This window comes from Ruegeria sp. BE3, assembly GCF_056538865.1.
In genome coordinates, this window is the sequence record NZ_JBQFTW010000003.1 from 77,792 (window position 1) to 100,438 (window position 22,647).

The following is a 22,647-nucleotide window of genomic DNA, read 5'->3' on the forward strand; positions in this document are numbered from 1 at the left end:
CGCGTTCCTGCCAAATAGTGTCCATTTTGCAAAACTAAATCTAAAATACGAGTTACCAGGGTAAATCTAATGAGTGAACTGAATCGTCGCGAACTTATTCGCATAGCCGAAGACATGAATGAGGTGAGCAATGACGAGACCCGTCAATTCATCTCGCGGATCATCGACGATCTGTCGAACCTGAAGCCGTCGATTGCCTTTGTCGGTCAGATCAAGGCAGGAAAGTCGCGCCTGATCAACGGCTTCACCGGTCAGGCCGAATATCTGCCTTCGGATGTGAACCCCTGGACCACCGTGATCACCGACATGCATTTCGGCCATCCCTCGGGTCGGACCTCGGGCGCCGAGTTCCATTTCTTTGACAACCGCCAATGGCAGGCTCTGATTGCCGAAGGCGAAGAGCTGCGCAACATGTTCCCGGATGAAGAGGACAGCTATAAGCGCGAGATGATCGAAGAGCAGGTCGAAGCGATGAAAACCCGCGCTAAGCTGCGTTTGGGCGAAAGCTATAAGCACCTGCTGGGCGAGCATCACGATCTGGACGAGCTGACCTCGGATGATCTTGCTCGCTATGTGTGCGCGGGGGATGATCCAACCGAAGAAGGTGGCCACGACCCGGGCTCGGACCGGGGTCTGTACAGCGATATCACCCGTAAGGCCGAGGTCTATTTCGACATTGGCCATTTCCCGTATCCGGTCACCGTGACCGACACGCCGGGCGTTAATGATCCCTTGCTGATCCGTGAAGAGATTTCGCGCCAGTATCTCAAGGAATCTGATTTCTTCGTGGTCGTCCTGTCCGCGCATCAGGCCCTTTCGCGGGCAGATCTGAAACTGTTCCGCCTGATGCAGGCGTTGGAATTGGGTCAGATCGTGGTGTTTATCAACCGTGTGGATGAACTGGGCGGTGGTGCCGACGATGCCTCGAAAGTTCGCGCCGACGTGATGGACGGGCTGGAACAGGCACTTGGAAACTCGGATATCGATGTGCTGATGGGCAGTGCCCAGTGGGCACATTACGCGCTGACCGGGGATGAGACCGGCATTGATCACGATGAGATTCTGGCTTGGCTGCGAGCGCATCCAGAGCAGATGAAGCAATATCTGTCGGGTGTGGAAGAGATCAAGCAAGGCCCCGGCCCTATCAGCCGCGAGGGCGTATTGCGTTTTGCAGCCATGATCGCCTCGGGGCTGCCCGACTTGCGCCGGCATGTCACTAAGGCGCTGACCGAAGGGCCTCGCCAGGAACAAATGCACATGGCGTGGCAGCACTTGAACAGTTTTGCGCAGGGCGAGCTGGAGCGCAGCACCGCCCATCTGCGCGCGATCGAGGCGCAGGACGAACCGGATACCGCAGATGCGGATGAAAACAATCAGACGCTGGCCGAACTGCGCGCGATGGTTGCCGAAAAGACCGAGGCGATCACCAATGACATGGATAACGTGTTGGCCAATCTGCGAGGCGTGATGGATGACACTGTGGCCGAGGCGGTCTCGATTGTCGTTCGCGGTCCCGACGGGCAATCGCCTCTGCTGGCCAAGGATGGCGAGACCGAGCTGAACTTTACCCCTCTGCGCGAACGGATGCGGGAGCTGGTGCAGGGTGCAACGCAGGTCGTGCGCCAGCGGATGCTGAGCGAGCTTTATGCTGTCGACATGCAAAGCAACGCGGCCTTGCGTGCCCTGCCCGGTTGGCAGGAACCAGTGGATAATCGTATGAACACCAGCGCTGTCCGGTGGTTCCGCCCGGATACCAGCGCCCTGACCCGGGGTATTACGGTAGAGCTACGTGTCACGTGGCTGTCCCGCCTGATCTCGCGCCGTAGTGTTCTGAACCGGGCCGAGCGGATGATTGTGCAGGAATTTGAGATGATCGGCGACGATCTTGTGGACACCGCCCGTAGCGATCTGACAGAACGGTTGCAAACTGTTCTGGATCACTATCTGGCGCTGCTGGCCGGACATCTGGAACACCGGAGCGGCAGCGGCACAAATGCGCGCGCCGAAGCGCAACGAGCCGTCGATCAGGCGCGCCGCATTACGGATGAGCTGGGATCGGTGCATGGAACCGCACCCGTAGACACACGACAGGCAGAGGCTGCAGAATGATTGAATTCCCCGGAACCGAGCAGGAAGTGCGCCAGTTGGAGCGCTTTTTGACCGTCACCGAAAAGCAGCCTACCTCGTCTGAGCTGGACGAGATGCGTGCTCGCGCTCTGGCCCATGCCGAGCGGCTGTCGAATGCGGTGTCGATCGGGTTTGCCGGGGAGTTTGGCGCAGGGAAGTCCAGCCTCGCCAATATGCTGGCCGGTGCGGACATCCTGCCGACGGGGCCGCAGCATCTGAAACTGCCTTTGGTCATAGTGGCCTATGCAGAGGTCCCGGAAACCACTGTCGGATGGTGGGACAAGGAGCCCAAAATCTATTCAGGGATCGCTTTGGAAAAAGCTGCGGCCGACAATCCGGACTTCATTTCGGTTGGGTTGAACACCCCTGCCCTGCAGGAAATCTCATTGTTTGATCTGCCCGGTGCGGGTGCATTGGACGACACCTATAAGCCAACCTTGGATCTTTTAAGATATGTGGATTGCGCGATCTGGTGCACCAACGGTACGAATGCGTGGCGCGAAACCGAGCGTCACTTGTGGTCGAAGGTTCCACAAAAATTGCGCGATAACAGCCTGTTGGCCATTACACACGCCGATCTTCCCCCTGTTCGCGATGCATTGGACCGGGTCGTTGGGCGCCTGAACAAGGAAAAAGACGGCCTGTTTCGTGCTGTTGTGCCGATTGGAACCCCTGTGGCCGTACGCGCGATGGAGTGCGAGCCCGAGCCTGATTTTGAGCTTTGGGAATCCTGCGGTGGACAAAATCTGGCCGAGCAGGTGCTTCAAATCGCTTTGGATCATCGTCAGCATGATCTGGACGCGGCGCGCAAGGATTTGGCGCAGGAATTCCTGCCTTATCTGGATCAGTTGAAAGGTGAGGATCCCGAGACCCTCAGTACGGAAAGCCACGCGGTTCACGCCAGCCTGGAATCCGCCCTACCCCCTCTGGACAACCCCATTCTCGAGGACTGGCTGGCTGCGATTGCGAGCATCTATGGCGATCTGCGCGAAAGCTCTGAAATCGAACCCGCGGCCTTCCTTCAAAGCTGTCAGGAGATCGTCGAGGATTTTGCAGAACGATTAGAGTCCGGTCAGGAAATCGACCCAGAGGCTGACTGGATTCCAGCAGAATTCGAAAAGGCAACGGATTTGCTTCTACTACTGCAATTCGAGAGCGGCGATGCACCTCTGAAGGACGCAATCAGCATCCTCGCACAGCTCAGCGACAACCTCGCCTGGGCTGGAAGCACGGTTGCGTCTGCGCCACCCAGAACTGGCACCTAAGAATTTCCCGCTAAAATTGAGCCGCAATGCGGCGATTCGAGACTGCAAGAATCAATCCGTTATTGTTTCGAATTCGTGGACCAAACAGCGAATTCTGGAAGATAGACTTCAGATTTTTCCACCGCATATTACAATATATAGTGTTCACTAGCAATTTAGGCGCAAAATAAGCTGTTTGCAATTTTTTGATCCTTAGTGAAGCCATCAGGCGGCCCCAATAAAGTCAAATTTGAAACGTCTAACCGTCTCAAGTGTCCTGCGGTTGTGTTTGGTTGTGAGTTCGCGGGCTGAAGCCCTGGTTATCCATACCGCAACAATGAGTAATATGGGCGGGAAGATATGAGCCACAACCAGGCTGTCGGCGCAACGCACGACGAACCTCAGATCGAAGGATTGCAACCGGGCGCAAAGCTGCTGCGGGGTCAGTATGAAATCCTCCGTTTCCTCAGCAACGGTGGGTTTGGAATTACCTATCTTGCACGCGATAGCCTGGACCGGGATGTGGTCATCAAGGAATGCTATCCGGGTGCGCTCTGCCAACGGAATGGTGACTTGGTTGAGCCCGCCAATCCCGATCACAAGGACGACTTGCGTGCGATCATCGACCTGTTCATTCAGGAAGCCCGCAATCATGCCCGGCTGGTCCATCCCAACATCGTTGATGTGCACCAGGTATTTGAGGACAACAACACCGCCTATATCGCGATGGATCTGATCCGGGGTTGCGATCTGCTGGATTATGTCGAGAACCCTGAAAACAAAAGCGGCCCTGACTTCATTGTTCAGGTCACTGAGAAGATGCTGTCGGCGGTCTCGTTCATCCATCAAAGCGGCATGCTGCATCGAGATATCTCGCCGGACAATATCCTGATCGATGAAAACGGCGAACCGATCCTGATCGACTTTGGTGCGGCACGCGAACAGGCGGCCAACAAGTCGGCGGCATTGCTGACCTTGCGGGTGATCAAGGATGGATATTCGCCGCATGAATTCTATGTGCGCGGCGCGGAACAAGGTCCCAGCAGCGACCTTTATGTGTTGGCTGCCACGCTCTATCACGCAATCAGTGGTGAGCGCCCGATTGATGGCCAGACCCGCCTGAACGCCTTCAACAACGGACAAGACGATCCTTACGAACCTCTGGCCGGGCGTTTCAAAGGTTATCCTGATGGGTTCCTCGAAGCGATCGACAAAGCGATGGAAGTCCACACCACTGATCGCCTGCAATCCGCTCTGGATTGGTTGCGGATGTTCCGAGGTCCGGGCGTCATGTTCGATACTTTTGCCTATCGGCCGGTCTCGGTCATTGTGGGTATGGATCGTCTGGATGAGCAGGCAGAAAAGGAACGCATTAAGGCCGAAAGCGAAAACGCCGAAGCCGTTGTGACCGCTCTGCTGGCTGGAAACGCGGATCTGACACTTGGCAACGAAGAGAAGTCCGAAGACGAGCTGGCACAGTTTTCGCCGCAGGAGCAGAACGTCGCCGCCGTTGATACCGTGGTCAAAAGCGGTTCGGGTGGCAGCGGCAAGATGATTGCAGGGGTTGCGGTCGTTGTCGCGGCTCTTGCCGCCGGAGGATATTTCGTGATGTCGGGCAATCAATCGACGCCCGAGGCAACCCCAGCAACAGCGCAGGCACCGGCCACTCTGGCGCCTGTTGATGCTGAACCGGAACCGGTCGAGCAGACCGCCGAAGCCACGACAGAGCCGCAACAGGCCGAACCCGCTTTGGCATCGGAACCACAACCTACGCCAGAACAACCTGTCGAGCAGACACAGGCCGCGTTGGAGGATCCGGTTGTTACTGAGGTTCCAACTGAGGAAACGCCTCCAATTGCTACTGAGGAAGTGGCGCCTGACGCGGCGGCGGCCGAACCTGCCAAGGTTGCAGAGGCTCCGACCACTGCGGTGAATCTGGTGCAGGATCAGATTGCATTCGGGCATTGGGACGTCGAAGTTCCGTTCTCAATGTCTAAACGCCGCAGTTCCACCGGCAACGTCATTGCAATCAATGGCGTGGACGAGGGTCAGGATATGTCGGTGATCGGTGATTGGGTGCAGCGTGGTGCTACGATCTTTACGCTGAACGGTGAGCCTGTTCGGGCAGATGCCTCGCTCGCGGGACAGATTCTGGACAATTTCTCGGTCGATCCCGACGGCTATATTCGTGTCGCCGCGCGTTATCGCCCGCTGGGTCAGACCCGGGCGCAAAACGGGTTACTGGCTTTGCCCGCTTACCGGATGTTTGGCTTGCAAAATGGGTACGCATTCGATGTTCGGCATGCGGGGGACGCCGGTTGGCAAACCGTTGTAGCCGCTGTCCCGGCCGAAGCAGCTGGTGAATTGCAGGCTGGTGACATTCTGCTGCGTGAGGCTCAGACCGGCGTCGCGATCGACGGCCCCGAAAGTCTGGATGCCGTTCTTGCCCAGCTTGTGTCTGAAAACCAACCCGATGCGCGCCTGAGTGTTCTGCGCAACGGCGGCGAAAGCTCGGCGGTCATGCCGCTGGCACAGGAGTAATTCAAACCGGTTCATTGTGAAAATCGCCAGCGTGTGTGTGCTGAGGGTGGCGCATCATCGTCACCCCGTCGGGAACCGGCCCGGCGCGAAGTTACAAGTTTCCATGTTTCCCATTCATCAGTGCCCCTGTGCGTGATGCACGGCGGTTTGTAGCAGCCCCGCGGGACGAAACCCGTGTCAGAATTCAAGAAGGTGTCGACACCATGTTCAAATATAAAAGCCCTCTCAGCCGGCTTCTCGAAGGTGCCGGAAAACCTAAAGAAGAAGAAAACGTAGAACCCGAAGCGGTACAGGAGGACAAGCCTGAACCGATCGCGGATTTCAACGCTCTGCGCGCTGCGCTGGGTGGCGGCAATATGGCGACGGAGAGCTACGAAGACTCAGACGAGTTGATCCCCGAAGAGGCGATGCCCGAATTCGATGAGGATGCATCCACGGTCGAAACTGTAGAGATCGAAGAAGAACTTGCCGCACCGGAAGAGGTCGAAGAAGAAGAACCGATCGTTACCCTTCATCTCAGCGCGGAAGATGCAGTTCAGGCTGTCGAAGAGATCGAAGAGGAAAATATCATGGCCGCGGTTGTCGAAGAGACCGCACCGTCTGAGCCTGAAGAAACGCCCGAGCTGCAGCCGGAAGCTGAAGCGGAGCCGGAGGTTGTGGCAGAGGAGCCCCAACCTGCCCCGGAACCCACCCCAGCGCCTGTCATTGAAGCTCCGGTCGCGGCCCCTGCCCCGGTCGAAGATCGCCGGTCGCGCGTAAAGACCACATTCCTGGGTTTTGAACGAGCAGACACGCATGTTCAGGAACTGATCGAAACCGCCGAACCTGTTGCCAAGACGGAAACTGCGCAGCAGACTTTCCCCGTCGGCTGGCTCGTCATCACAGCCGGTCCTGGCCGTGGGTCGTGCATTACCCTTACCGAAGGTCTGATGCAGATTGGCCGGAACGACGATCAGGCCATTCAACTGGATTTCGGAGATACCGGTATCTCGCGCAGCAACCATGCTGTGATCGCCTATGATCCCGAGGACCGGAAATGCTATCTGGGACATGGTGGCAAAGCGAACCTCGTGCGGCTGAACGGTAAGCCGGTTCTCAGCACTGTTGCTCTGTCCAGCGGCGATTTGATCCGTATCAGCGAAACTTCGATCCGCTTTGCCGCCTTCTGCGATGATGGCTTTGACTGGCGGGATGCTGATTGATGCTGGCGACCCCTGCATATGACATTGCTCTGATCCTGGACCAGGGTCAGCGCGACACGCAGGAAGACGCGATTGCCGCGCGGGTCTTTGATACGGCCAATGCGGGTTATGTCGTGATCGCTGACGGTATGGGCGGGCACGACGCGGGCGAGGTTGCATCCGAACTTGTAATCTCGGCCTGGCAAGAGGCGCTGGACGCGCAGCTTGAACGCAATGACGTGACTGAGGGCGCTCTGCTCGACGCCCTGCCCATGGCAGCCATACAGGCGAATGCCGAGGTGGCGAGCCATGGCGAAACCTCCGGGGCCCGGCTGGGATCAACCTTGCTGGGAACCTTGCTGGTGAACCAGAACCTGTTCTGGATTTCGATCGGCGATAGCCCTCTCTATCTGTTTCGTGACGAGACTCTGTCGCAGATCAACGAGGACCACTCGATGGCGCCTGAGATCGATGCGAAGCTGGCGCAAGGTCTGCTGAGCGCGGAAGAAGCGCAGGGTCATCCTGACCGCAACCAGCTGACCTCGGTCATCATGGGGGCCGCTATTCCAAAGGTGGATTGCCCCGAAAAGCCGCTGGCGCTTAGCGCGGCAGATATTCTGATCCTTGGGAGCGATGGGCTTCAATATCTCAGCAATGCCGAGATCGAAGAACTTCTGCGTCAGCACAAGCATTCCCCGGCACGTGACATCGCGGATGCGCTTCTACAGGCGCTGCATACCAAGGCGGATCCGGATCAGGACAATATCTCAATCGCCGTGGTCAAACCGGCGCAGAACTAAACAAGGCAGGGATACAGGACAACATGAGAACCCATCTGATCATATCCAGTCTGGCTCTTGCGGCCGCAACAGGGGCGGCCTCCGCGCAAGAAGCCTGTTCGACCTACGAGATCCAGCGTGGCGACAGCCTGCGAGAACTGGCGATTAAGGTCTACGCCACCGAAGATTACCGGTTTATCTATGATGTGAATCGCGATGTCATCGGTCCTAACCCGAATATCATTCGTGTTGGCGACATTCTGGCCTTCCCTTGCCTGGAAGATATCGGCCGCGCCCCTGAATTGCCGGATACCGAAGCGGGCCGCATGGCAGCGGAAATGGCATCGGAACTGGTCAAGGCCGCAGAAGAGCGTGCTGCAAAAGCGATCGCCGAGGCCGAGGCCCGCGTCGCCGCAGCTGAGGCCGAGGCCAAAAAGGCTAGCGAAGATGCAGTCCTCGCGGCCAAAGTAGAAGCCAAGAAAGAGATCGAGGCTGCCCGCGCCGAGGGTGCTGCGCTGATCCGCAATGCGGATGGTGGTGAACGTCCCGAAATCCGCGATCGTCAACTTCTGCTGATCACCGGGGGTAACTACGCACCCTTCACCGATGAGGCACTGCCGAACCGGGGTCTCTATACCGATCTGGTCGAAACCGCGATGCTGCGGGCCGCGCCGGAACAGCCCTACAAGATTCAGTTCGTCAACGATTGGTCATCGCATCTGGACCTGCTGATGCCGACCCTCGCGTTCGATGCGACCTTCCCGTGGTCGCGCCCGAATTGCGAAGAAGCTGAGGCCTTGTCCGAAAGTGATCGAACCCGCTGCGAGACCTACAATTTCTCGAACCCTTTCTATGAAGTGGTCGATACATTCTTCGCAAAGGCTGGTTCGGGCTATGAGGAAACTCTGACCTATTCAGATTTCGTCGACGCCACGATCTGCCGACCCGAGGGATGGTCCCTGTCGCATATGGATGCGGTCGGCCTTTATGAGCCTGCGATCAAGTTGATACGCCCGGTCTCACCTGATGACTGTTTCCACGCGGTGATGGATGGTTCGGCCGATATCGTTGCGGTCGAAGCCCATCTGGCCGTCGAGGCCATTGGGCGACTGGGCTATGAACATCAGATTATCGAAAACCCCAATCTGGCGGCAATCAAGTCGCTTAACGTTATGACCCACAAAGATAATCCAGATGGAGAAGCGATCCTCGAAACGCTGAACCAAGGTCTGGCGATCATGCAGCAATCAGGCGAGTGGCGCGACATCGTTTCAACCGCCCTGCGCCATCAAATGGAAAATGGTTAAGGCCCCAATTGGCCTAGTAAAACAAAAGTCTGGAGGAAGTGGACATGTTTAACAAGAAACTAAAGAAAGCAGTACTGTCGGCAACAGCCCTCACCGCGCTGAGCGCAGGTGCAGCTGCCGCGCAAGAGGCCTGCTCTAACTATACTGTTCAGGATGGTGATACACTGGCAACCATCGCCATTGCCGCCTATGGCACCTCGAACTATCAGCCGATTTTCAATGCGAACCGCAACGCTATCACCAATCCAGGTTCGCTTGAAAATGGCTTGGTTCTGGCTTTGCCCTGTGAGGATGGCAGCCTGCCAAATGGCCAGAGCGCGCAGGAACTCATTGCTGCTGAAGAAAAGCGTGCAGCGAGTGTCAAACGCTCGAATGTTTATGCACCGCCGATCAAGATGGTTGCGGGCAACGGCTGGGAGCCGTTCACGACTGAAGCCCTGAACGGTGGTGGCATCATGACTCGCCTGGCTACAACAAGCCTTCAGCGTGCAGGCAATAGCCGCGACTTCTCGGTCAGCTTCGTAGATGACTGGAGTTCGCATCTGGACACACTATTGCCACTGGGTGCATTTGATATTTCGATCGCGTGGACTGTACCGGATTGTACCAACCGCTCCTATGAGTGGTCTGCAGAAACCGAAGCCCGGTGTACTCAATTTGTCGCTTCAGTTCCGGTATATGACATCGTTGGTGGCTTCTTCACTTTGCCTGAAAGCGAATACGCAAAGGCGACGGATTTCTCCGACCTTGAGGGCTCGACCGTTTGCCGCATGGCAGGCTGGAGCATGGTGGTGCTGGAAGAACAAGGTCTGAACCGCGAGAATACAACTGTTGTTCAGCCCAATTCGGCCCGAGAATGCCTTGATGCGGTATTGACCGGAACTGCAGATGTGGCGGCGTTCGAGGTTGACCTGTTCGCGTCGACAATGAAAGACATGGGTTTGACTTCGGCTGACATCGTTGAAAACCCGTATGTATCCACTCTGTCGTCGATGAGCTTCCTCGCGCATCGCACCAACCCGTTCGCACGTGAATACATCGCGATGATGAACAAGGGTCTGATTGAGATGCGTGAATCCGGCGAATGGTACGCGATTATCTCGGACACGCTGCGCGAACAGAACGAAAAGCTGAACGCGGCGTCCAACTAATCCCTCGGTCGAAAAGACCAAATTTGGGCTGGTCTCAGGACCGGCCCTTTTTTTGTTGTGCGAATGGGTTTCACTTCTACGTCGGGAGCGCATACGGTGGAGAAAAAGGTATCCACCTTTTTGTATAGTCATAAAATTTATGAATGCCTCTTTTAGCGCATAAAAAGCACTTCGCTACGGGAATCCCCCAATATTCAGCGCGAGTATTTCGCGTAGTGTGGATTCAACAGCACCGGTGAGGCGTCAGCCCCACCACTCACTCAGAAAAGGGTTGGCTATGGGGGCCAACCCTTTTCTTATTGGACCAACGAAAAAACCGGCCCAGAAGGGCCGGCTTGATCATTCATCAACAAATTTGAGGCGGCGATCAGCCGATCAGTGCATTCAGTGTTGCACTGGGGCGCATTACAGCCGCTGTTTTGGTTGGGTCGGTATGATAATAACCTCCCAAGTCTGCCGCCGCACCTTGGGCTGCTGCCAGCTCAGACAGGATTTGCCCTTCCTTGTCAGCCAGTTCCTTTGCCAAAGGCGCAAACTCAGCTGCCAGATCTGCATCATCTGACTGCGAAGCCAAAGCCTCGGCCCAATAGCGTGCGAACCAATAGTGGCTGTCGCGGTTGTCCGGCTGACCGACTTTGCGGCTGGGCGACTTGTTGTTGTCCAGAATTCCTTGCGTTGCAGCCTCGGCAGCGGTTCCCAGAACACCAGCTTTGGCGTTACCTTTGCTGTCTGCCAAGAAGTTCAGGGATTCCCCCAGCGCGCAGAACTCACCCATCGAGTCCCAGCGCAGGTGGTTTTCCTCAACCAACTGCTGAACATGTTTCGGGGCCGAGCCACCGGCACCGGTTTCGAACAGGCCACCGCCATTCATCAGTTTGACGATGGACAGCATCTTGGCCGAGGTGCCCAGCTCCAGAATCGGGAACAGATCGGTCAGATAATCCCGCAACACGTTACCGGTGATAGCGATGCTGTCGTTCCCTGCAGTGATGGTTTCCAACGACTGACGGGTCGCTTCACGCGGTGCCATGGTCAGGAACTTGTCGGCTACGCCAGCAGCTTCCAGCGCCGGTTTGACGTATTTGATCAGCTCAGCATCATGGGCGCGGTTCGCGTCCAGCCAGAAGATCGCCTCAGAGCCCGTCAAACGCTGACGATCCATCGCCAGCTGAATCCAGTTCTCGATCGGTGCCTTCTTCACGGTGCAGGCGCGCCAGATATCACCCTTTTCCACCGCATGCTCATGCAATGTCTCACCATTGGCCAGAACAATGCGGATGGTGCCGTCCGCGGGCGCTTCAAATGTGGTCGGGTGCGAGCCATATTCTTCTGCCTTTTGCGCCATCAGGCCAACGTTGGCGACGGCACCGGCAGTGGCTGGGTTCAGCGCACCATTGGCTTTGAAGAAGTTGATCGCCTCGTCATACACCGGCGCGTAGCAACGGTCAGGGATGACGCAGTTGGTATCACCCTTGGCACCGGTCTCGTCCCAGCCTTTGCCACCCGCGCGGATCACGGCGGGCATTGAGGCATCAATGATGACATCAGACGGCACGTGCAGGTTGGTGATGCCCTTGTCGCTGTCGACCATATACATCGACGGACGGTCACCTTTCAGCGCGTCAATGGCGGCCACGATATCCGCATTGTCCTTCACACGTTCCAGCAGGTCGCCCAGACCCGAGTTGGGGTTCACACCCAGCGCGTCCAGCTCTGCGCCGAATTTCTCGAACACCGAGGCCAGCCATGCCTTGACCGCGTAACCGAAGATAATCGGGTCAGAGACCTTCATCATGGTCGCCTTCATATGCAGCGAGAACATGGTACCGTCGCTCTTGGTGTCCTCGATGGCATCTGCCAGGAAGGATGACAGCGCCTTTACCGACATAAAGGTTGCGTCGGCCACGGTGCCTTCAGCCAAAGGCCAGCCGTCTTTCAGAACGGTGACGTTGCCATCATTGCCAACAAATTCGATCTTCGCATCGCCTGCTTGCCCGGCTGTGATGGTGGCTGATTTCTCATTCGCATAGAAATCATTGCCGGACATCGACGATACTTTTGTCTTGCTGTCCGAAGCCCACTCACCCATCGAGTGTGGGTTCTTCTGGGCATAGTTCTTCACCGCACGCGCCGCGCGGCGGTCAGAGTTCCCCTCGCGCAGAACAGGGTTCACGGCTGAGCCCTTGATGGCGTCGTAACGCGCACGGATCGCCTTTTCCTCATCGCTTGAGGGTTCTTCTGGATAGTTGGGGATGTCATAGCCCTGCGATTGCAGTTCTTCGATGGCAGCCACCAGCTGCGGGACCGAGGCCGAGATGTTTGGCAGTTTGATCACGTTGGCGTCGGGTGTCTTCACCAGTTCACCCAGAGCAGCCAGATCATCAGTGATTCGCTGTTCGTCAGTCAGGTTTTCCGGGAAGGTGGCTATGATGCGCCCAGCCAGAGAAATATCCTTGGTTCCGACGCTGACACCCGCAGCGGATGCGAACTTGCGGATGATGGGCAGGAACGATGCGCTCGCCAGTTCCGGCGCTTCGTCTACAATGGTATACAATATATCGAAGTTCGATTTTTCTGCCATATTCCCTTACCTTTTTTAAAGCCTTTCGGGGCGTGCGATCCAAGAGTGTGTGCCAACGCTCAATACTGGCACCGAGCCGTAACGAGGCGGTGACGCCCCACGGATGACTCTGATTTGACAGGGCCTCCCTTAAATCAGGATTGGCTTGGGATCAATCGTGTTTGGGCGCGCAAATTGACACGGTTTGGCGAAATGCCGATTTCAAAGGAACCCGTTTAACCGGCCCTGACCCCTGATTACCGACTGCAACAATCAACGTACGTCCACCTCATTGGAAGGGTTGAAAGTCGCCGACAACTTTAGCGGTCTCTGAAACCACCGGTACGTTTAACCTTGTCTTGACCGGAACCCGAGGCCAGCGAGGAGTTGTAATGTTCAGCGTAATTCTGCCTGCAGCACGCGCGAACCTGTTCATTGCTTGCTCAAACCTGTTCGCCTGAATTAAACGCCCGTTGTTCGTGGTTTGGGGGATAGATATAGTTAGCCCGCAGGTCAGGCCGCGTATAAGATCAGAATGTTCGGCTTCGGGCGCGTATTACTTATCATTGGTTGGGGGCCAACTTTAGTGAGTATGAAAAATCAGCCAAATGCGTCGCAGCGCCATGAACTGCGAAAGGTGATGGGTCAGGGGCGAAGCTTTCTGGCGCTGGCCTTTTTGTTCAGCGTTTTTGTCAATCTTCTGATGCTGACTGGCCCTCTGTTTATGTTGCAGGTGTATGATCGCGTTTTGGGATCGCGCTCGGTCGAGACATTGTCGGCGTTGTTCCTACTTGTCGCTCTGCTCTACGGCTTGATGGCTATGCTCGACTATGCGCGCGGGCGCATCGTTGCCCGGTTCGGGGCGCGGTTTCAGTCTTCGCTGGATGAACGGGTCTTCGAAGGAACGATGCGACGGGCACTGTTCCCGCAATTCCGCTCGGCCCCTGCGACTGCCTTGCGTGATCTTGAATCGATCCGCTCCCTTTGTGCATCGCCCGTGCTGCTGGCCGTGATGGATTTGCCTTGGACGCCGATCTTTGTCGCCGCGATTTTCTTGTTCCACCCGCTTCTGGGATGGTTGGCTGTCGGCGGCGGTACGCTTCTCATAGTGATCGCCATGCTGAACCAAATGCTGACCCACCGGAAGGTCGCCGAAGCACAGAGTGCGTCGGCCAAGGCTAATGCGTTCTCTGAGCATGCGCGACAGGCGGCCGAAGTTGTCCGTTCGCAAGGTATGCAGGAGGATGTGGCGCGCCGCTGGATGAAACAGCGATCCGAAGCGTTGTCTCAATCAATCTCCGCCAGCGACTGGACAGGCAGCTTTACCTCGCTGACCAAATCTCTGCGGCTATTCCTGCAGTCTGCGATGCTCGCTTTGGGGGCATTGCTTGTTCTGCGCAATGAGATGACGCCGGGTGCAATGATTGCAGGGACCATTCTTCTGGGTCGCGCACTTGCCCCCGTGGAAATGGCTGTCGGGCAATGGTCGATGATCGAACGGGCGCGCACCGCCTGGATCAACCTGAACAAATTTCTGGATGCCACACCGCCCGAGGCGTCGCGTACGAAGCTGCCGGTGCCCAAGGCGCATCTTGTGTCCAAGACTCTGACGGTGGTGCCACCCGGCGCTAAAATTCCCACTTTGCGGAATGCGAACCTGAACCTCGAACCGGGAAAAGCTCTGGGCGTGATCGGTAAAAGCGGTTCGGGCAAGACAACACTTGCAAAAGCTCTGCTTGGATTGTGGATGCCTGCCGCAGGTGAGATCCGTTTGGCCGGAGCCACTTTGGATCAGTACGACCCGGATGATCTGGGGCGCCACATCGGGTATCTGCCGCAGGAAGTCACACTGTTTAACGGTACCGTCGCCGAAAATATCGCACGGATGTCACAAACTCCGGACCCAGAGGCTGTGGTCGCCGCGGCCAAAACCGCAAATGCGCATGAGCTTATTCTAAGCCTCGAAAAAGGGTATGATACCTTTCTGGAAGGCAATGACAGCCAGCTTTCAGGTGGCCAGAAACAGCGTATCGCTCTTGCGCGTGCGCTTTATGGAAATCCGGTGTTGCTGATTCTGGACGAGCCGAACTCAGCCCTTGACGCTGATGGTACGCTTGCGCTGAACAACGCCGTGCGTGAGTTCAAGGCCGCGGGTAAGTCCGTCATCATCATGACGCACAGACCGCAGGCGATTTCGGAATGTGATGATCTGGTGGTCGTCGAAAAAGGCCAAATCGTGAAATCTGGCAAGCGCGATGAGGTGCTCAGCACGATGGTGCAGAATGCCAATGTTATCAAACGGCATCTGAACAAGGTGGGTGAGTAATGTTCAAGAAGGGTGAAAAGACGGCGTGGAGCATCACGGCACCCGCTCTGGTCGGGCTGTTGGCGCTGGCCATTCTTGTTCTGGGACTAGGCGTTTGGAGCATCCGGACTCAACTGGCGGGCGCGATCATCTCGCAAGGGGTGGTTGAAGTCCAAAGCAACCGTCAGGTGATCGAACATCCCGATGGTGGCGTGGTCGGCGAGATATTTGTGCGCGATGGCGACGACGTCGCGCGCGGGCAATTGCTGTTGCGTCTGGATGACACGTTTCTTGCGTCCGAGAAGACGATCGTTGAGTCACAGCTGTTCGAGCTTATGGCGCGCAAAACGAGGCTGGAATCAGAACGAGATGGCGTAGACGCTTCTGAACTTGATGCCCGTCTCGGTGAGCTTCAGGCGCAGGAGCATATCGGAGAGGACCTTCTGGCGGGCCAGCAGCGCCTGTTCGATGCGCGTCTGGACACGCTCACTCAGCAGATTGACCAGTTGGGTAAGCAGAAGATTCAGATCGAAGATGAAATCGAGGGTATACAAGCGCAATTGGCTGCATTGCGCACGCAGGTCGAGCTGATCACCAATGAGTTGAGAGATCAGGAAGGGTTGCTGCAACGCGGCCTGACACAGGCCAGCCGCGTCTCGGCACTGCAGCGGGAAGAGGCCAGTTTGAACGGTGAAATCGGACAGCTGGAATCCACGATTGCGCGCCTGAATGGGCAAATCTCCACTACCGAGATCCAGATTGTTCAGCTGAAAGCAACCCGTCGGGAAGAGGCGATTGCTGAGCTTCGGGATGTCCAATCCCGGGTTGTGGAACTCGCCGAACGCCGTTTGTCATTGACCGAAAGATTGTCGCGTCTGGATATTCGTGCACCGGTGGCAGGCACCGTTTACGACAGTCAGGTCTTTGCCATCCAGTCGGTCATTCAGCCTGCAGAGCCCATGATGTACGTTGTTCCGCAGGATACGCCTTTGCTTGTGGCCGCACGCGTTGATGCATTGCACGTCGATCAGTTGCACCGCGGGCAGGAGGTCGCCCTGCGCTTTCCTGCCTTCAACCAGCGCGAAACGCCCGAGCTTGACGGTCATGTAATCAACGTGTCCGCAGATACATTCACCGATGAAACGACCGGCTTTACCTTTTACCGCGCCGAGGTGGAGCCCGATGACGGACAACTTGAACGCCTGAACGGTCAGGAGTTGCTGCCCGGTATGCCGGTTGAGGCGATGATCAAGACAGATGAGCGTACCCCCCTGTCCTATCTGATCAAACCGCTGGCGGACTACTTCTATCGCGCGTTCAGGGAATAAACCTTACGGGGCCTCAATATTGCCGAGCAGGATTGATGTCATGTCGGTGGTGAATGCACCATCGACAATGGTGATATCCGTTCCTGTAGTGTAGTCGACATTGTTTCTGGTGATCCCTGACAGGTCCTGATCCGCCTCCAGAAACACCCACTCCGGTTCGTGTGGAGAGGGTAGGCCGACGACAGTTTGCAGAATGACCAAAGCGTCCAGTGCACTCACCTTTCCATCCTGCGTGACATCTGCCGCTATGAGGTTCTGAGGTGTCGCGGGTCCCCAGGTTGGGTCCAGCCCGACCGCGATGCGTAGCACCTGAAGCGCATCAAGGGCGGTGATATCATTGCTCGCGTTCGAATAGGATTTGACGATATCCAGCTTGCCGGAAAAGGTGCCATCGGGGACATTCAGATCGAATACGCCCTGCTCATCCGCCTGTGCCACGACGGTTGCGCCGCCGTCAGGAGTGAACCTGATTTCCGCATCGGTCAACGCCGGGTTCTGGCTGCTTGAGTCAATGGTAACCGGGCCGGAAACCCCATCAGATGCATTGTTGTCCGGTCCGCTGCCAAGATTTGTTGGGATATGGTCCGGGCCGTCAAAGCCGGTGCCAAAGATATCCGTGCTGGTTAGAGAGGTGCCTTGCGCCGAAATTACCTCAATCGTTTCTTCGCGATATGCAATTCGAGCACCTTGCGCGGTTGTGGTAAAACTCAATTGCGCCGGGGAGCGCAGAAATGAATAGTCGGTCAGATCAAGCCGATCGATTCCGACCTCAAAGTCTGTGATGGTTGTGACACCGCTGCTTTCGCGCAGCACGAAGATATCTGCGCCCGTCCCACCCGTCATGGTGGTTGCGCTGGTGCCCGTGATCAGAATGTCATCCCCTGCCCCGCCGTTCAGATTGGTATCCAGGAGCCCGCCTTTCAGCATATCATCCCCGGCTGTACCGCTGAGCGACCCAAAACCTTGATCGATAACACCTAGATTTGAGACCGAAACACTTAATTGCGTGAGGCCCGGATCCTGTTGTGAGGCTGCAAAGATCTGCAGCTCGTCTCCGATATGCGCAACGCCTAGCGTTTCGACATTCTGCAACCCGCTTGCGGTTGTGTCTTCGAAACTGTCCATATGGATCAGCTGACCATCCGGGGTCATTGTAAACAAGGTAATGCCGTCATCCCCACCCCCGGCGACGACAAAGACGCGGCCATCAACTTCGATCACCGAAAGGTCCTGCACCGATGCAAATCGAGTATGCAATGTATCAAGCACGTGATCGGTTGCTTTGAGCGTTCCGTTACTGCTCAGGTTCATGACGCTAATGGAATTGCTGTCCGCGCCTGCGACAACAACCCAAGACTTGCCGTATGCCTGCACCGCCTCAATCGCAGTCGGCGTGCCGATACCCAACGTTTGAAGGCTGGCGGCCCCATCCGTGAGGGTCAGAGCCCCCGTGTTGGGATCTACGGCAAAGCTTCTGATCGTGCTGCTTGCCGTATCCACCGTGAGTATGAAGTGGTTTCCACCCGATTGCGCGGCCTGCATCGCGTCCGCGCGATTCGAGGTCAGACTCGTCAGGGTCAGAGACCCATCTCCGTTCACGCGATAGGTGCCAATCTGGGCGCTATCCGTGTGCGCGAGGGTCAGAAAACTGTCGGTCCCGATCGCGGATTGCGCCACGGCCGAGATATCGCCTCCGCCCGAAAGCCCCGTGGTTTCTTGCAGCGCACCGATGGTCCCATCGGTGTTCAGATCATACCCGACCAGCCCCGCAGCGGTATCTACATCCAATATCAACCGGGTCTCGGTGCCCAAAGTAACAAGTGCTCCGCCTCGCCCGACCTGCTGCGCGATGGAGGCCCCAAAGTATTCCTGATCCTGCAATACCGGAGCAGCGGTATCTGTCAGGTGCCACGAGGCAATCCCCCCCTGCAGCCCGGTCGCACTATAGAGGTACGTTTCGCTGTTAAACGTTTTTAAAGCCAGATCGCCGATACCTGAATCGAGCGCTGCGGTCCCCGTTGCAACCACTCTGTCGAACTGAAGCATCATCGTTGTTTGCCCCCAATGCCAACATTGGCACTGCAATCAGAATGACCCGATGCTCCGGTGCGAAACCAGAGCAGGAATGTGGTGAAAACAAGGACTTCGGTTTCAGTTTTATTCAAGTTTTCCCATCTGGCCCCATTGCCATCAGGACGGGAAGACCAACCGGTTCCGGCGGGTTGCCATCTGTCGACTGACAGAACGCGATCACCGATTGTGAGGGAAGATGACCAAAGACATCGATTCGACCGATACTCAGATCTCCGAGACATCACAACACAACGGACAGACGCGCAGCTGGATCGACAAAAAGCTTCAACGCTGGGCCGGGCGCGGATTGCTGGGGGGGTTGAGCACCACCTTAATGGCTCTGCCTGCGCTGGCGCAGGCTACGGATGACGCGCTTTCTTCGTTCCAGTTTGCCGAAGCAATTACTGGTGTGCGCTCGGCACAACTCATGCCGAACGGGGACGTGCAACTGAAGATGATGGACGGGCGTACCGTCGTAGTAGGGGCCGAGAACATTCAGGTTCTTGAAAACGGTTCCATCATGGTCGCTGACGAAGCTGCGATGGAAATTGCAGAACTCGCGGCTGTTGAAGTTGCGGGCGCAGCCGCTGCGGGCGGTGGCATCAGCGGTGCCGGACTGGCGTTGGGCGGTCTCGGCCTTGCTGGTGCGGCAGCCGCCGCCGGAGGCGGCGGCGGTGGTGGTGGTCGTGATGATGAGAGTACCGAGGAACCTTCCGTGGTTCCCCCCACGCCACGACCTCCAAGCCTAAATCTTGCTGAGCTGCAATCTAACGCGCTCAGCGATATCAGCACACAGACTGTTGCACCTGATGGGACGGCGTCAGTTGAAGTCATGATTGGAACGGTTACCAAAACCGCTACCCCAGCAGTCGACGGAAGCTGGAGCGTGTCGTTAACACAGGCCGAGGCTCAGGCCCTCTCTCAGGGGATTTCGGCCGTGACCGTTCAATATCACGACGGTGATGGAACAGTTCTGTCGGTTGGGGTTGCGCAGTTTGATGTCGATACCATACCCCCAACTCTTTCCATCGACACCTTTTCCCACGGCGCGGTTCTGAATGCAGCCGAACAGGGGATCGACCTGACAATCTCTGGAGCAACCGATGCTGAGAACGGACAGGCAGTGACAGTTTCAGTCAACGGTCAGGATTACAGCGGCACCGTTACGAACGGAGGATGGAGCGTTACGGTCCCCGCGGGCGATCTTGCCTCGCTATCAGATGCGGCGACGATATCGGTAACCGCGAACGTCTCCGATCTCGCCGGTAACCCGGCAGTACAAGCAAGTGGCAGTTTTGACACCGATTTCAGCGCGCCCACGCTGACTCTGAACCCCGTTGCCGGAGGATCAATCGAATTGATTGACGTGAGCGCCGATCTGGTTCTGAACGGATCGTCGAACACCGAGGACGGTCAGCAGGTTTCCGTTACCTTCAACGGACAAAACTACACCGGCGCTGTGTCCGGAGGCGGTTGGAGCCTGACTATTCCGAACGCAGATCTTGCTAGCCTGTCGACGGGCACCCCCGTCGCCATCTCGGTCGCTGTCACAGATTCCGCAGGCAACCCCGCAACGCCGGTCTCGGTGTCTGTGCCCGTAGATCTGACGGGTCCATCTATCGCCATCGATCCGCTGTCGGTTGGGGACATGCTCAATGCGGCTGAGGCAGGTTCGAATTTGGTGGTAAGTGGCACGGTTGGGAATGTTGCAGATGGTCAGACCGTCACAGTCACTCTGGATGGTCAAACCTATACTGGAATTGTCTCCGGCAGTGCGTGGAACGTTAGTATCCCCAGCGCGGATCTTACAACGTTGGCAGATGGTGAAGCCTTCACGTTAACCGCTGATGTGAGTGATAGCGATGGACTTAACGCGCCGCAGGCAGGGCTCGGGTTTGTTAAGGATGCGACCCCGCCATCGCTGAGTATTGATACATTCTCGGCGGGTGCGGTGATGAATGCCACCGAGCAAGGCGTGGATTTGGTTATCACCGGGTCGACAACCGCCGAAGACGGTCAAACAGTGACGCTTACCTTCGAAGGCCAGCCGTACACCGGAACCACAATGAGCGGCGCATGGAGCGTAACGGTACCGACGGCCGACCTCAGTTCTTTGTCGGATGGGGCAACAGTTAATGTAACCGCTGACATCTCTGATAACGCCGGCAACCCTGCAGTGCAGGCAACCGGCAGCTTTGACACGGATTTCTCTGCACCTTCCCTTTCAATCACAACGACATCTGGGGGGGCTGTTTTGAACAGGGTTGAAAGGGACAGCGGCCTGACGATCTCGGGCACCTCTGATGCTGTCGACGGCTCACAAATTGTAATCGAGATACGTCGCCCTGACGGTTCGCTCGAAACAAACGGCACAACGACCGTAAGCGGCGGGATCTGGAATTATGTGGCCCCCTCGGGCGATCTGAGTGGTTTGCAGGATGGAGCAACCTACCAGATAAAAGCTTCTGTTTCGGACGCCGCAGGCAACAGCGCGAGCACAAATACCAGCTTTGATACCGATCTGAGCGCACCCACCCTCTCGTTAGATGCGCTTGCGGTCGGGGGAACTCTGGATGTTCTCGAACAAGCGACGGATCTGCAGATCACCGGCGCAACAAGCGCAGAGAATGGTCAAATCGTTACCGTCAACCTGAATGGCCAGGACTATTTTGCGACCGTGACAAACGGCAGTTGGGTCGCAACGGTTCCCGCACTGGATCTGGCCGCTTTGGCGGACGCGAGTACGTTCTCGATCACTGCTTCAGTGCAAGATGCCGCGGGAAATGCGGCTGCGAATGCCACGACATCTCTTACCACGGATTTCCGCCCGATACTGAGTATGAGCGACGTAGGAACCAATGAGGCTCTGTCGCTGAGCGATTTGCAGAATGGCGGCACCACGATTACAGGTAGTTCGGTTGGGCTGAGTGCCGGACAGGCCGTTACAGTTACGTTCAATGGCGCTCCGGTAGGCAGCGGGACTGTTGCCGTCGATGGCTCCTGGTCGCTCAGCATCCCGGCTTCACAGTTCGTATCTGTCGAAGCCGGGGACGACCTGAGCTTTGAGGCGCAGGCATCGGTTGCAGCGGGACAAGACCCTACGCCCGCCACCAATCAGGCCATCGCCCACATGCCTGCGGCCTACACGATCGCTGAAGCTGGTCGAAGCGGATCGACAGTGACCTTCGAAGTTTATGCCGACCCAGACCGAGATATCTCGGGGGGGCTGGATTTTACTGCGGATCTTGGGTTTGACCCGGCGGTTGCAACCTATGATACCAGCTCGGAGGTTGAAAACAGCGATTTCACCTTCTTCCTCGCAAATCCGCAAGGGGCTGCAACCATCAGTTTCGCAGGTGCTTCGACAAGTTTTAGTGATTTGTCACAACCTATCATGACGTTCACGATGACCGTACAGGATGCGTCGCAGCCGATCATCTTGTCACTAACAACCCCGGATGGCGGCCCATCTCAGTTTCACCTGGGAACGGATGGGGCCGATACGCTGACTGCAAGCGCCCTTGACGATGTCATTCGCGGGGCTGGCGGCGACGATGCGATTGACCTCACCAGCGCAGGACGGGACGTTGTCGTGTTCGAGGTTGATCCAACGATCAACGGCACAGATACGATCACGGGCTTCACTTTGGGGCCCGCTGCCGAAGTCACCGATGCAATCAGGTTCGCGGGGCTCGATACCAGCAGCTTGCGTGGAAACGGCACCGGTTTTGAGAGCCTGAACCTCGGAGGATCGATAGGGCAAGACACAGGCTTCGTCGGATTGCAGACGGCATTATCGGACCTCGATAGCGACACGATTGCAGCCGCAGCGGAAACCTTTGGCGGGGCGCAAGCGGGTGACGAAATCTATCTGATGGCAACGGATGGGAATGACAGTCTTCTGGTGAAAGTCGATTACTCATCATCTGATACCGCCACAGTTGAGACGATAGCACAGTTCGATGGGCTCGCTGATCTGACTGATCTCAATGCAGATAATATTTTGCTTTCGGACCCAACGGGTGCAAGCGCCTGATTGAGGCTGGTGGTG

At 56.8% G+C, this 22,647-nt stretch carries 12 protein-coding genes; 10 read left to right on the forward strand and 2 right to left on the reverse strand.

What is annotated here, in order from left to right:
• Positions 1 to 69: 69 nt before the first annotated feature.
• The 7 genes from ACR0AZ_RS10100 (at position 70) to ACR0AZ_RS10130 (ending at position 10,330) form a co-directional block, all read left to right on the forward strand.
• On the forward strand, positions 70 to 2,109 hold the full coding sequence (locus ACR0AZ_RS10100; RefSeq protein ID WP_480667357.1) for a dynamin family protein: 2,040 nt from the start codon (positions 70 to 72) through the stop codon (positions 2,107 to 2,109).
• Positions 2,106 to 3,392 (forward strand): dynamin family protein, encoded by a 1,287-nt coding sequence (locus tag ACR0AZ_RS10105; protein ID WP_480667358.1) that lies wholly within the window; start codon positions 2,106 to 2,108, stop codon positions 3,390 to 3,392. The genes ACR0AZ_RS10100 and ACR0AZ_RS10105 overlap by 4 nt, the downstream gene beginning before the upstream one ends.
• 339 nt (positions 3,393 to 3,731) lie before the next feature.
• Positions 3,732 to 5,912, forward strand: a complete 2,181-nt coding sequence (locus ACR0AZ_RS10110; protein WP_480472757.1) for a serine/threonine-protein kinase — start codon at positions 3,732 to 3,734, stop codon at positions 5,910 to 5,912.
• 203 nt (positions 5,913 to 6,115) lie between these two features.
• Positions 6,116 to 7,114: an FHA domain-containing protein gene (locus ACR0AZ_RS10115; RefSeq protein WP_480472755.1), complete on the forward strand. Its 999-nt coding sequence runs from the start codon at positions 6,116 to 6,118 to the stop codon at positions 7,112 to 7,114.
• Positions 7,114 to 7,893, forward strand: a complete 780-nt coding sequence (locus ACR0AZ_RS10120; RefSeq protein WP_480472753.1) for a PP2C family protein-serine/threonine phosphatase — start codon at positions 7,114 to 7,116, stop codon at positions 7,891 to 7,893. The genes ACR0AZ_RS10115 and ACR0AZ_RS10120 overlap by 1 nt, the downstream gene beginning before the upstream one ends.
• 23 nt (positions 7,894 to 7,916) lie before the next feature.
• Positions 7,917 to 9,179 carry a substrate-binding periplasmic protein gene (locus ACR0AZ_RS10125; protein ID WP_480472751.1) on the forward strand — a complete coding sequence of 421 codons (1,263 nt, stop codon included), beginning with the start codon at positions 7,917 to 7,919 and terminating at the stop codon, positions 9,177 to 9,179.
• Between the two features lie 44 nt (positions 9,180 to 9,223).
• Positions 9,224 to 10,330, forward strand: coding sequence for a peptidoglycan-binding protein LysM (locus ACR0AZ_RS10130; RefSeq protein WP_480472749.1), 1,107 nt, complete (start codon positions 9,224 to 9,226; stop codon positions 10,328 to 10,330).
• Between the two features lie 367 nt (positions 10,331 to 10,697).
• Here the strand turns inward: ACR0AZ_RS10130 and ACR0AZ_RS10135 are convergent, their stop codons facing one another.
• Positions 10,698 to 12,911 (reverse strand): NADP-dependent isocitrate dehydrogenase, encoded by a 2,214-nt coding sequence (locus tag ACR0AZ_RS10135; protein WP_480667359.1) that lies wholly within the window; start codon positions 12,909 to 12,911, stop codon positions 10,698 to 10,700.
• Positions 12,912 to 13,482: 571 nt separating this feature from the next.
• On the opposite strand from ACR0AZ_RS10135, the gene ACR0AZ_RS10140 reads away from it, so the two are divergent.
• On the forward strand, positions 13,483 to 15,216 hold the full coding sequence (locus ACR0AZ_RS10140) for a type I secretion system permease/ATPase (protein WP_480658693.1): 1,734 nt from the start codon (positions 13,483 to 13,485) through the stop codon (positions 15,214 to 15,216).
• Positions 15,216 to 16,523, forward strand: coding sequence for an HlyD family type I secretion periplasmic adaptor subunit (locus tag ACR0AZ_RS10145; protein WP_480667361.1), 1,308 nt, complete (start codon positions 15,216 to 15,218; stop codon positions 16,521 to 16,523). Before ACR0AZ_RS10140 ends, ACR0AZ_RS10145 begins: the two co-directional genes overlap by 1 nt.
• Before the next feature lie 3 nt (positions 16,524 to 16,526).
• On the opposite strand, the gene ACR0AZ_RS10150 is transcribed toward ACR0AZ_RS10145, so the two are convergent.
• The gene (locus ACR0AZ_RS10150; RefSeq protein ID WP_480667362.1) at positions 16,527 to 18,572 is read right to left on the reverse strand and encodes a dockerin type I domain-containing protein; all 2,046 of its coding nucleotides are present in this window, start codon (positions 18,570 to 18,572) and stop codon (positions 16,527 to 16,529) included.
• Between the two features lie 220 nt (positions 18,573 to 18,792).
• Here ACR0AZ_RS10150 and ACR0AZ_RS10155 point away from each other — a divergent pair, with 220 nt between their 5' ends.
• The gene (locus tag ACR0AZ_RS10155) at positions 18,793 to 22,632 is read left to right on the forward strand and encodes an Ig-like domain-containing protein (protein ID WP_480667363.1); all 3,840 of its coding nucleotides are present in this window, start codon (positions 18,793 to 18,795) and stop codon (positions 22,630 to 22,632) included.
• The last annotated feature ends 15 nt before the right edge of the window (positions 22,633 to 22,647 follow it).